Source organism: Pigmentiphaga aceris, assembly GCF_008119665.1.
Classification (GTDB): domain Bacteria; phylum Pseudomonadota; class Gammaproteobacteria; order Burkholderiales; family Burkholderiaceae_B; genus Pigmentiphaga; species Pigmentiphaga aceris.
The window spans coordinates 1072969-1085264 of sequence record NZ_CP043046.1 but is presented as its reverse complement, the minus strand read 5'-3'; the positions used below and the strand labels follow the sequence as shown (position 1 = coordinate 1085264).

The window sequence follows — 12296 nt, the reverse complement described above, 5'->3', positions numbered from 1 at the left end:
TCAGATACCCTGTGTCCTGGGTGCAACGGCAGGCCCGGCTGTCAGGTTTTCGCATGTTTCTTGATTCGTCGCAGGCGACCGCGCGTGCCAAAATCAGCGCACCCGCACGTTCTGCTTTTCCTGCCTGGAATCGATCTTGAAATTTACGTCCTTTGCGCGCATTGCCGCGCTTGCTGCCAGCCTCGTCTGCAGCGCCGCCGCCTTGGCTGCTCCCCCGGTTTTCGTGCTGAACTCGCTCGATGCGAACGTCAGCATTCTGGACCCGGTCACCTACGCCGAAATCAAGCGCGTACCGACGGGCAAAGAGCCGCATCACATCTATCTGTCGCCAGACCGCAAATCGCTGCTGGTGGCCAATGCGCTGTCTGACAGCATCACGCTGATGGACCCGAATACCGGTGACATCCAGCGCACCATCACGGGTATTTCAGACCCGTACCACCTGCGCTTCTCGCCGGACATGAAATGGTTCGTGACCGCTGCCAACCGGCTCGACCATATCGACATTTACCAGTGGACGCCCGCTGCGGTCGGATTCGACCTGAAGCTGGTCAAGCGCGTGCCGGCCCCCAAGACGCCCAGCCACATCGCCATCGACAGCAAGAGCAAAACCACCTACATCTCGCTGCAGGACAGCGATCAGGTGATGGCCATCGACCTGGCCACGCAGACCCCGAAGTGGACGATTCCGGTTGGCAAGACCCCTGCCGACATCCTGGTCACGCCTGACGACAAGGTGCTGCTGCTGGCCCTGACGGGCGACAGCTACGTTGAAGCCTATGACATCACGGTGTCGCCGGCCAAGCTGATCACCCGCATCAAGACTGCTGCCGGTGCCCACGCCTTCCGGGGTCAGGGCGACGGCAAGCACTTGTTCGTCAGCAACCGCACGGCGAATTCCATCAGCCGCATCGACATGCAGGCGCTGAAGGTCGTGGACACCTTCCCGGTACCGGGCGGCCCGGACTGCATGGACGTGCTGGCTGACGGCAAGACCTTGCTGGTGACCTCACGCTGGGCGGGCAAGCTGTCGGTCATCAATCTGGCCGACAAGAGCATCAAGCGTTACCCGGTCGGCAAGTCGCCGCACGGCGTGTGGACCTTGAACCATGCGCCAACGCTTTAAGTTTCTGCACCCCAAAGTGCTGCACACCAGCGCACTGCGGGCCACGCTGGCGGGTGCCAGCGTGCTGTGCGCGGCGTTGGCAGGCGGCCTGGCAGCGGCTGCGCCCGCCGCACCGCCGGCGTGTGACAAGCCACTGTATCTGACGATCGATACCGGCCATATGGGTGTTGCCAACCTGATTGCCGACGTCCTCAAGCGCCACGGCGTACACGCCACCTTCTTCCTGGCCAACGAACGCACGCAAACCGAAGGCGGCAGCCTGGACAACGTCTGGGCCCCCTGGTGGAAAGCGCGCGCCGCCGAAGGCCATGCCTTTGCGTCGCACACCTACGACCACGTGTATTGGCAGGGCGACCTGCCCGACGGCAAATTCCGTGTGCGCCCCAGCGCCGGCCCAGACACCGGCAAGCGTTCGGAATGGACAACAGCCCAGTACTGCGAAGAGCTTCGCAGGCCCGCCACGCGTTTCCGCGAAATGACCGGCAAGACCATGTTGCCCTTGTTCCGGGCGCCGGGTGGCAAGACCTCGCCCGCGCTGCTGAAAGCAGCTGCTGCCTGCGGGTTCGCGCATGTGGGCTGGACCGATGCGGGCTTCCTGGGTGACGAACTGCCCAGCGAGAAGTACCCCAACGCCAAGCTGCTGGAACGCTCGCTGTCGGCGATCCGCAAGAACGACATTCTGTTGATGCACCTGGGCATCTGGTCACGCAAAGACCCCTGGGCACCGGCAGTGCTGGAACCGCTGATCGTGGGGCTGCAGAAGAAAGGTTTCTGCTTTGCCACGCTGGCCCAACATCCTGACTATCGCGATTGGCTTGCCAGCCATCCGTAAATTTATCTGCAAGCGATGGACTTCTTCAGCAACCTTATCTCGACCCTTCAGGAATGGCTGTTCGAAACCCTGGTGCAGCCTGCGCTGTTCCACCTGGGTCTGAGCAACCTGATCGAAGACAGCTACGACGCCACCCTGTGGCTGATCGCCGGGGTCATCCAGATCCTGATCCTGCTGGCCTTGATCGGGCCACTGGAACGCTGGCGTCCGGTCGAAGCCGTGACTGACCGGCGTGCCATCTGGCAAGACGTGGCCTACACCTTGTTCCACCGTCTGGGTGTTTTCCGCGTGGCGCTGTTCCTGACCATCGACCCCTTGTGGGACATGGTGTTCGGCCAGTTGCACGTCATGGGCTGGACCGGCTGGCAGCTTGATCACCTGTGGCCCGGTGTGACCGACTTGGCATGGGTCAGCCTGCTGATGTATCTGCTGGTGTTCGACCTGTTCGACTACTTCTACCACCGGGCCCAGCACCGTTTCGTATGGATGTGGGAGCTGCATGCCGTCCACCACAGCCAGCAGCAGATGACCATGTGGAGCGACAACCGCAACCACCTGCTGGACGACATCATCCGCGACGTGCTGATCGTGCTGATTTCACAGCTGATCGGGATTCCGCCGGGTCAGTTCATTGCCATCGTGATCATCACGCAGCTGGTGGAATCGTTCTCGCACGCCAACATCCGCATGAGCTTCGGCAGCATCGGGCAGCGCTTGCTGGTGGGACCGAAGTTCCACCGCAAACACCATTCGATCGAATACGACGCGTCGGCACCGGGCTTCAAGGGCGGCTACAACTTCGCGGTGCTGTTCCCGATCTGGGACATGCTGTTCGGCACCGCGCGTTATGACGGCAACTACGGCCCCACGGGCATTCATGATCAGACGCCCGAAAACGGCAGCCGTGACTACGGACGTGGCTTGATCAGCCAGCACTGGCTGGGGCTCAAGCGCATGTTCGGGAATCGCAAGGCAGGTTTCCCGGCCGCACAGGCTGGGGCGGCGGGTGGGGACAAGCGGAGTGGCCGCGACAGCTCATGACCGTCGCGGCGGGTTAAGCGTTCAAGACACCACCCGCCACGCGCCGCTGGCCATTGCGCCCAGCAGCGCCGCGTAGTCCCAGCCCATCGCCCGCGCGGCAATCGCAGACAGGCTGTCCTGGTCGTCACGCCCCGGGCGACCAGCACCTGTCATGTACGGTTTGGCGTTCAGATCGAACAGGCGATAAGAGCCCTGGCTGTCTTGCCGGCAATCAATGCGAATCGGGGCCAGGGCCCCGACCACCCGCGCGGCATCCACACACGCGTCCAGCACGACCATCACCGCAGGCGACTGTTGCGCCTCGGCGCTGAGTGCCGCGCTGTTGTGCGCCACGGCCACCGTGCCGTTGTAGGGCGCAACGCCGTCCTGATGGTTGAAGCGTCGCACGGGCGGCAAGGCCCGGCCGCCCTGTGCGCCTTGCGCCGGGAACACGGTGACGGTGAGTTCTTCGCCGGGCAGGTACTGTTCGATGATCAGTTGATCGCCGAATTCGGCACCCTCCAGCAGCGCTTGGGCCGCCTCGTGCAACGCGGCTGAACTGTCGACGCGGGTTACGCCCTGACTGCCGCGCCCGCGCACGGGTTTGACGATCATCGGGAAGAACAGGCCCAGGGTGGCCAGGCGTTGCGCGTCCAGCTTGTCCAGCGCCTGCACGCCGGGCGAGGCGCTCAGCGCCGCAAGAATCGATACCGCCACCGGCAAGCTGTGCACACGCAATTGCAGGTTGGTCGCAAACTTGTCGTCGATGCGATGCATGACCTTGGGCGGCTGGCCGACTATCCACATCTTGCCCATGACCGCACCCAGCGGGTGCCCCTCGAACAGCACGGTATTGGCCCACAGCAGCGTGGCGCCCGCCGCACGGGCCGCGACGATGCCTGCCACGTCGTCAGGAAAGACCCAGTCGAGATCCATCGCCGGGTCGGGCTGGGCCTTGGGCGTGACGACCTGATAACCGGCGCGCTTCAGCGCATATGCAATGTCTGCCCCGCTGTCGGCATAACCGCCCGGTTTTGGCGCTTTGCGCAAGCCGCCGATGGTGGGCGGCGAGATCGATTGGTAGAGCACGGCGATGCGCTCGGCGCGGGCGTCCGGACAAAAGGCGATGGGCATGGGAGGGTCGTGGATGGATCGGGACTACGCGTGAATAGGAAAAGTTGAATAGGTCTGAAAGCGGATTACACAGCAGATCCGAACAACGGACCTACTCAGTCAAGCGTTCAGTGCGGCACCACCGCCGTGCGCCCAAGCTGTACTGCGCGGCGCGAGGCGGCAATCGATACGTACACATATGCCCACAGCAGCCCGGCGATCAGGAACGGCCACGCGCCTTGCGAAGCAGCGGCCACTGCCAGACCAATTGCGGCCAGTGACAACAACATCAGCCAGGGATTGACCTTGCCCGACACCGCAAGTTGCAAAGGCTTCGATGCCGGATAGTCGCGGGGCAGCAGGCGCAAGTGGGCAAAGGTCCAGCCGAGCATCACCAGCAATACCAGCACGCCGCCCACCAGCAAGGGGGCAATGGAATCGGCCCAGCGCGGGTAATAGCCCCGGTCGTAGTTCTGGAAAACGGTGAACTCCAGCGCGAAGAACACCGCAAACGCCGCCAGGTAAGCAAGGCGCACCAGGCTGCGACGCACGGGCGGCGACTTGATGCCACCGCTGCCGAAACGCGCCACCAGCCACGCCACACCGGCCAGCACGATCAGCGTCCACCCGTAGTCGACAAGCTCGTATTTGGCGCTCAGGAATTCACGCAGCAGGCCATGAAACTCGGCATTCTGGCCGGTCTGCAATTGCAGGTAACGGCGGTAGAACTCCTGCTGATCCGTGAACGGTGCCAGCATCGAGGCATAAGCCAACAGCCCGGCACCAACTACCGCCAGCACCGCCGCAATCGTCAGCGCGATACGTTTCATCATCATGTGTTCCAGGCCGGCGGCCACTCGGGTTCCTGATCGGCGAACAGATGGCAGGCACGATGGCTGGCTGCCATGCTCATGTAGGCATAGGTCCATACCAGGAAGGTGATCGTCCACCACCAGAAACCAAAGAACAGGCTCAGCACGGTCGCGAGTGCAAACAGCACGCTCATCAACCCCAGCCAGGGGTGGACGCGTCGCGACAAGGCAAGCCACAAGGGCTGGCGTTGATAGTAGACCTCGGGCACCAGCAACAGGTGCCCGGCGGCCCAGATGGCCGGCACCAACCCGAATCCAAGCACGCCCAGCACCAGGTAAGGCGCAGGCAATGCCCCCCAGGGCGAAATTTGCTCGCGTGCCAGCCACAACCAGAATCCGAACACGAACGCGCCAAACGTCAGCAAGGCTGCGGCGAACAGGCACAGATGCAACTGCACGCGCCTCGATGGTGTTCGGCTGAAAACACCGGCCATCAGCAGCACCAGCGCCATCACCAGCGCGGTACCGCCGTAATCCAGAAGCTTGGATTTATTGCTTTCGTAGGTGTCGAGCAAGCCGTGATATTTCTTTTCCAGGTCGTCATAGGTGGCTTGCATGCGAAGCCGAAGCTTCTGGTCCTCATCCTTTGTCATGCTTTGCAGGTCTTTCTGCATCGCCGCAGCATGGGCCGTAGATTCCCTGGCCTCGATCGCAGCAAGCGCATCCACACCCTGACGAAATGCCGCAGCATCGGTGTAGCGCGGCGTATTGATTGCCGTCACCAGCAACACCACGCTCAGCAGCAGCAAAAACAAGCCACATGCGGTGGCAACACGTCTCATGACATCTCCAGAAAGAACGTAAATCGGCAACGAGGTGTGGACCATAACGCACATGACGCCGCTTGCGCTGACACCCTGTTCGAGATCTGCGCGCCACGCCCTGCCGCCCAACGCAATGATCCGGACAAAACTATGACCGATGCGACGCAGCGGGTCGCTCTAGCATCGAATGGCGGGTAAAATCATCGGTTCTTCGCGTATCTTCATCGACCAGACCGAGAGCCCGCCACGCAGTGACTTCTTCGCATCCCGACCCAGCCCTTTCTTCCATCGACCCATCATCAGACCAGGACGAAGACACGTCCACACCCGATGTGATTCACTCGCCGCGCACCTGGCGCGATGTGGGCTGGACGGCGCAGGTCATCAAGAATGAAGACGATGATGGCTGGGCGGTGTCCATGACCAAGGACGGCGAAGCCGAACCGGCGCTGGTTGGTCCGTGGACCATGGGCCGCGACAAGAAGAACCCCAAGCCGCTGGACACCGCTGCGTTCAATACGCTGGTGAAGACGGCCGCCGAAGTGCTGCGCCGCCACGAGCAGCAACTGCACGCGATCATGCACAAGAACGTGGTGATCAATACCGACGCCGGGCGCGTTCGGGTCACGCTGGATATCGTGCCCGACGAATATGAACCCTATGCGCTGCTGACGGCCTTTGACGCCTACGACGAACAGCTGGCCCAGGTCAGTGTGTCGCCGGGGTTCAAGCTGAACGTGAACAGCGCCACCTCGTGGATAGACGCCGATTTCAAGAAACCGGGTCGCTGATATAACGGATGCGTTATTGATGCCCCGCCACGCCCGGGCGGCGTGAGTCCACGGTGCATGCCGTGGCGGCAAGTGCAGTGAACGTCCGGTACCTTGCGCACCGGACGTATCAACAGGCCTGCTTAAAACAGACCTGCTTAAGACAGACCTGCTTAAGACAGACCCGCCTAGATCAGACCCGCTTAAATCATGCGGCCCGTACTTTCCCAATACGGCGCACGAATCGCCTTGGCGTCCACCTTGCCGACCGAGGTGCGCGGCAGGCTGTCGCGGAACTCCACGGTCTTGGGTGACTTCACCGGCCCCAGCTGGTCCTTGCAGAAGCGGATGACTTCTTCCGCATCGGCCGATGCGCCGGGTTTGAGTTCCAGCACGGCCCTCACTGCCTCGCCCCATTTCTCGTCAGGCACGCCGACCACCGCGCAATCCTGCACGGCCGGATGGCCCAGCAACACACGCTCGACTTCGCCGGGGTAGACGTTGAAGCCACCGGTGATGATCAGGCGCTTCTTGCGGTCGATCAGGAACACGTAGCCCTGCTCGTCCTTGTAGCCAATGTCGCCGGTGTGCAGCCAGCCGTGCGCCATGGCTTCTTTGGTAGCGTCCGGGTCTTGGTAATACCCAGCCATCACCAGGTTTCCGCCCAGCACCACCTCGCCACGCTCGTTCGGGCCAAGCAGCTTGCCGTCCTCATCCATGATCTCCAATGGGGTGAAGACCATGGGCCTGCCGCAGCTTGCCAGGCGGTGAGTGCCGTCTTCAGCAATCGCATGTTCGGCGCTGTTCAGGCAGGTCGCAAACATGGGGGCCTCGGCCTGACCGTAGACCTGCACCATGACGTTGCCAAAGACCGCGATGCACTCTTTGAGCTTATCCACCGACATCGGCGCGGCGGAATACATGAAGTACTTCAGCGACGAGTAGTCATACTTGTGCAGCGACGGATGCGTCAACAGCATGTAGATCGCGGTCGGCGGCAGCCACAGGTGTGTGACGCGGTGCGTCTCGATGGCCTTCAGCACGGCCTCGGCCTCGAAGCCGGGCTGCAGAATGGTCGTGCCGCCTTTGGACAGCATCGGAATGGCCGTGCAGCCGGCACCGTGCGTGATCGGCGGCACGGCCAGGAAAACCGGCGGCGTTTCGACCGGGATGTGCGCGTGGAAATTGGCGGCCAGCGTGTCCCAGGTCAGCGTGGTGAATACGCAGCCTTTGGGCCGACCGGTGGTGCCACCCGTCTGGTAGATGCTCACGACGCGATCAGGTGTCTCGACGACCTGCGGCGCAGCGGGGTAATCGGTGGCGATCCACTCTTCCAGCGACGCAACACCGGGAAGCTTGGCGTCGATGCACACGGGCAGCGTCAGGCTCGGGCAACCGGCTTGCAGCGCGTCCAGATAAGCCGCTTTGGAACTGTGGAAAAACAGCACCGACACTTCCGCACGGTGCATGCTGAAAATGTTCTCGTCGATGTGGGCCTGTGCGCCCAACGGCACGAAGACCCCACCCGCACGATAGGCAGCCAGCATGGACTCGAAACCCGAGCTGCTGTTCGGGCTGAGCAAGCCGATTTTCTGCCCGGCCTGGAAGCCATTTGCGTACAAGGCGTTGGCAATGCGCTGCACGCGAGTGCGAACCTCGCGGTAAGTGCGCGCGCCGGTCGCGTCGATGAAGCATTCGCGATCCGGGTAGAGGCTCGCCCCGCGATCGAAAAAGGCAATGACGCCCATCATGTCTCCCTGGTGATGTGTACGCGGCCCTGAAATGAATTGGGCCAGCTGATGCTGGCCCAGAGTATGAAAAGGCCGCGATCATCGAGCCAGTAGGGAATCCACCGCGCCACATCACGGACCAGGCGTGTGCACCACGGCAGTGCGAATTGGCGGGGAGATTTGGTGGGGATCGGCGTGGTGCTCAGGCCTTCCTGGAATGCGATGTTTTGGATGATGTCTGGTCTGAACTTGATCCCCGCAGCACCTGTGCCAGATACGGTGCAGTCTTGCTGTCCTTGGCCGCAGCAATCTGATCCGGCGTGCCGCTGGCCACCACCTTGCCGCCCTCGTCCCCTGCCCCCGGCCCGATGTCGATCACCCAGTCGCTGGCGGCCACCACATGCATTTCATGCTCGACCACCACCACGGTATTGCCGGCATCGACCAGCTTGCTCAACTGCGCCATCAGGCGAGTTACATCGCTGGGGTGAAGGCCAGTCGTCGGCTCGTCCAGCACGTACAGACTGGTGCCCCGCTGAATGCGTTGCAGCTCAGTCGCCAGCTTGATGCGCTGTGCTTCGCCGCCCGATAGTTCCGTTGCGGGCTGACCCAGACGCAGATAACCCAGACCCACATCGCGCAGCACATTCAAGGGGCGCAGCACCGCAGGTTCCTCGGCGAAGAAGTCGCAGGCAGCTGCCACAGTCATGCCCAATACATCGGCAATGCTCTTGTCGCGATAGGTGATCTTCAAGGTATCGGCGTTGTAGCGCGCACCGTGGCAAGCCGGGCATGGTGCGTACACGCTGGGCAGGAACAACAGTTCCACGCTGACAAACCCTTCGCCCTCGCAGGTGGCGCAACGGCCTTTGGCGACGTTGAAGGAAAAGCGACCAGCGTCATAACGCTTGGCCCGTGCAGCAGGCGTCGCCGCAAACAGTTTGCGCACGTGATCGAACAAGCCGGTGTAGGTCGCTAGGTTGGAACGCGGCGTGCGGCCGATGGGCTTCTGGTCCACTCGCACCATGCGCGTGATGCCTTGCAATCCGCCCTTGATATGCCCGCCTTTGCCCGGGGGTGCAACGCGGTCGAGCAAGTCGACTTCCTCGTCTTCTGCCTCTACCTCGCTGCCCAATTCCGTGGCCACCAGTTCCACCAGCACCTGACTGACCAAGCTGGATTTCCCAGACCCCGACACACCCGTCACCGTGGTGAACGCACCGATCGGAAACGCCACATCGATGCTGCGCAGATTGTTGCGATCGACCTTGGTCAGCTGCAACCACGCAGCGGGCGTGCGCGGCGTGTACGCGGGCGTTTCCACCTCGAACAGATGCGGCCGGGTCTGCGAATCCTTGATCTTGGCCAAGCCCTCTGGCGGACCGCTGTACAACACTTGCCCACCCAATTCGCCCGCTGCAGGACCAACGTCCACGATCCAGTCTGCACGGCGGATCAGGTCCAGATCGTGTTCCACCACAAACAAGGAATTGCCCGCGGCCTTGAGTCGGTCCAGCGCATCGATCAATGCCTCGCTATCAGCGGGATGCAAGCCGGCAGAGGGTTCATCCATCACGTAGACCACACCGAATAGATTGGCGTGAAGCTGAGTCGCCAGGCGTAGGCGTTGCAGCTCTCCTGGCGACAGCGTGGGCGTGCCCCGGTCCAGTGACAAATACCCCAGGCCCAGGCCGGTCAGGACACCAATGCGCGCGATCAAGTCCTGGGTGATGCGCTGCGCGACCTCCTCACCCGCGACCGTGGCGTGGTCACCGGTGTGGTCATTGTTCTCCGATGCAGCGGACTTCTTGCCCTTGCGAACCGGCGCGTTGCGATGCGCTGCTCCTTCGCGCAACACATCGGCCACGCGCGACAACGGCAAAGCAGCGAGTGCGCCAATATCCATGCCAGCAAACGTCACCGACAAGGCCTCGCGCCGCAGCCGCTTGCCCTCGCACAGCGGGCACAGATCACCCACCAGGTACTGCGAGACACGGCGCTTGATCATCTCGCTTTGCGTGCTGGCAAAGGTGTGCAACACAAAGCGGCGGGCGCTGGTGAAGGTACCCATGTAGCTGGGCGTGTCCTTGCGCTTGAGCGCACGCTTGACCTCATCCGGCTCGAAGCCCGCGTACACCGGCACCGTAGGCTGTTCTTCAGTGAACAGAATCCAGTCGCGGTCCTTCTTGGGCAAATCCTTCCAGGGCTTGTCGACGTCGTAGCCCAGCGTCACCAAAATGTCGCGCAGGTTCTGCCCATGCCAAGCGGGCGGCCATGCCGCCACGGCACGTTCGCGAATGCTCAGGCTGTCGTCCGGCACCATTGATTGTTCGGTCACCTGATAGACGCGGCCCAGGCCGTGACATTCCGGGCAGGCACCGGTGGGGGTATTGGGCGAAAACGCATCCGAATCCAACCTGCCCTGCCCGGGCGGATACGTACCCGCCCGCGAATACAACATGCGCAGCGAATTCGACAAGGTAGTCACGCTACCGACAGATGACCGCGCAGTCGGTGACCCACGCTGCTGCTGCAAAGCCACCGCAGGCGGCAAGCCATCGATGCTGTCCACATCCGGCACACCCACCTGATCGATCAAGCGCCGCGCATACGGTGCGACCGAATCGAAATACCGCCGCTGCGCCTCCGCGTACAAGGTGCCAAACGCCAACGACGATTTGCCCGAGCCCGACACCCCCGTGAACACCACCAGCGCATTGCGCGGTACGTCGACATCCACATTCTTCAGGTTGTGTTCCCGCGCACCACGCACGCGGACAAAGCCAGGGTCAGGGGACAGCGCAGCGGGGATGGGCGGATGAGATGAAGTGGGCATGACGGGATCGATAAGCTAGGACGAAATTGCAGTTCGCAAGAAGCGGGCCGAAGACAGGTGTGCCAATGGGGGCGCTGACAAGACGTCAGACTATGCCAGCACTTCACGCACCGCGTGATCGCTTCACCCGCGCCGCCTTCTCAACCGGCGGATGCAAATCCGCCTTCACGTTTCTTGCCGTCATCAAGGCCCCCACCAAGTCACGCACGATGCGGGACTTCTGCATGTCGGGGCGGAAGATCAGCAGGCTTTTGAAGTGGATGGCGGGGGCGAAGGGGCGGAAGACCACGCCGCGCTCGGTGAAGCCTTCGGTGACATACGGGTTGGCAATGCCCACGCCGATACCTTCCATCGCCAGCGTGCATACCGTGGCCGAATTGGGCGTCTCCACTACCGTCGTGGGGCGCACGCCCGCTGCCACGAACAGTTCTTCCAACCGATGGCGCACTGTGTCTTCCGGGGCCAGCGCAATGAAGCGCTGGCCGTGCAGGTCTTCTGCGCGGATGACACTGCGGGCCGCCAGCGGGTGGCCTGCGGGAATCGCGCACACCGCACGCGGGGTGGTGAAGGTCTGGTGATCGATGCCGGACAGGTCCACCTCGTCAGCCACCAAGCCCAGGTCGAACTTGCCTTCAGCAACCACGTTGCGTACCGCTTGCGAGGTCATGATCTGCAAGGTGACCGCAATCGACGGATGGCTGTCCAGAAACAGCTTCAGCGCATGCGGCACCAGCGACAGACCCAGCGCAGAAAGACACGCGATGCGGATTTCGCCCGACCCGAAATCACGGATGCGCGCGGCACTTGCCCGCAGGCGATCCAGGCCGATGAAGGATGCACTGACATCCCGGAAGAACAGCTTCGCCTCCGCCGTTGGGACCAGCCGCCCGCGCACCCGGTCGAACAGCGCAAAGCCCAGGTCGGTTTCCAAATCTTGAATGCTGCGGCTGATGGCGGGTTGCGACACCTGCAACAGATCTGCCGCCTGCGAAGCAGAGCCGCTGGTCATCACAGAACGGAATGCATCGAGCTGTTTGAAGTTCATGGGGTATAGGCCCTTCTTCCAGAGTTCATCGCCCGACTTTCATGATGACGTTATCAGGGGCGTTGTTGAGTTTCCCAGGCGAGCAGCGTTGGTGGGCAGCGCTCACCAAGCCACTGCATCGCCCTTTCAGCGCACCGCAAACCTATCAGGATTATGCATAGACTCGAACGTTTTCGTCATTGTTTTGC

Annotated in this window: 10 protein-coding genes; 4 read left to right on the top strand and 6 right to left on the bottom strand. The window is 62.3% G+C overall.

Annotated elements, in window-relative coordinates; genetic code table 11:
- The first annotated feature begins 136 nt into the window (after positions 1 to 136).
- From FXN63_RS04530 to FXN63_RS04520, 3 genes are all read left to right on the top strand, one after another.
- Entirely contained in the window at positions 137 to 1126 is a 990-nt protein-coding gene (locus FXN63_RS04530; protein ID WP_246165030.1) for a YncE family protein, read from the top strand.
- A gap of 64 nt (positions 1127 to 1190) precedes the next feature.
- Positions 1191 to 1958: a polysaccharide deacetylase family protein gene (locus tag FXN63_RS04525; protein ID WP_425468719.1), complete on the top strand. Its 768-nt coding sequence runs from the start codon at positions 1191 to 1193 to the stop codon at positions 1956 to 1958.
- Positions 1959 to 1973: 15 nt separating this feature from the next.
- Positions 1974 to 2999, top strand: a complete 1026-nt coding sequence (locus FXN63_RS04520; protein ID WP_148813240.1) for a sterol desaturase family protein — start codon at positions 1974 to 1976, stop codon at positions 2997 to 2999.
- Between the two features lie 21 nt (positions 3000 to 3020).
- On the opposite strand, the gene FXN63_RS04515 is transcribed toward FXN63_RS04520, so the two are convergent.
- The 3 genes from FXN63_RS04515 to FXN63_RS04505 form a co-directional block, all read right to left on the bottom strand.
- A complete protein-coding gene (locus FXN63_RS04515) occupies positions 3021 to 4112 on the bottom strand; it encodes an ATP-grasp domain-containing protein (protein WP_148813238.1) in 1092 nt (363 codons plus the stop codon).
- A 107-nt stretch (positions 4113 to 4219) separates the two neighbouring features.
- Entirely contained in the window at positions 4220 to 4927 is a 708-nt protein-coding gene (locus FXN63_RS04510) for a hypothetical protein (RefSeq protein WP_148813236.1), read from the bottom strand.
- Positions 4924 to 5745, bottom strand: coding sequence for a hypothetical protein (locus FXN63_RS04505; RefSeq protein WP_148813233.1), 822 nt, complete (start codon positions 5743 to 5745; stop codon positions 4924 to 4926). Before FXN63_RS04505 ends, FXN63_RS04510 begins: the two co-directional genes overlap by 4 nt.
- Before the next feature lie 269 nt (positions 5746 to 6014).
- Between FXN63_RS04505 and FXN63_RS04500 the strand changes: the two genes are divergently transcribed.
- Entirely contained in the window at positions 6015 to 6518 is a 504-nt protein-coding gene (locus FXN63_RS04500) for a hypothetical protein (protein ID WP_148818937.1), read from the top strand.
- 182 nt (positions 6519 to 6700) lie between these two features.
- Here FXN63_RS04500 and FXN63_RS04495 read toward each other — a convergent pair whose 3' ends face one another.
- From FXN63_RS04495 to FXN63_RS04485, 3 genes are all read right to left on the bottom strand, one after another.
- On the bottom strand, positions 6701 to 8248 hold the full coding sequence (locus FXN63_RS04495; protein WP_222864001.1) for an AMP-binding protein: 1548 nt from the start codon (positions 8246 to 8248) through the stop codon (positions 6701 to 6703).
- A 181-nt stretch (positions 8249 to 8429) separates the two neighbouring features.
- Positions 8430 to 11063, bottom strand: coding sequence for an excinuclease ABC subunit UvrA (locus FXN63_RS04490; protein ID WP_148813231.1), 2634 nt, complete (start codon positions 11061 to 11063; stop codon positions 8430 to 8432).
- 103 nt (positions 11064 to 11166) lie between these two features.
- Positions 11167 to 12108, bottom strand: coding sequence for a LysR substrate-binding domain-containing protein (locus tag FXN63_RS04485; protein WP_148813229.1), 942 nt, complete (start codon positions 12106 to 12108; stop codon positions 11167 to 11169).
- Positions 12109 to 12296 lie beyond the last annotated feature (188 nt).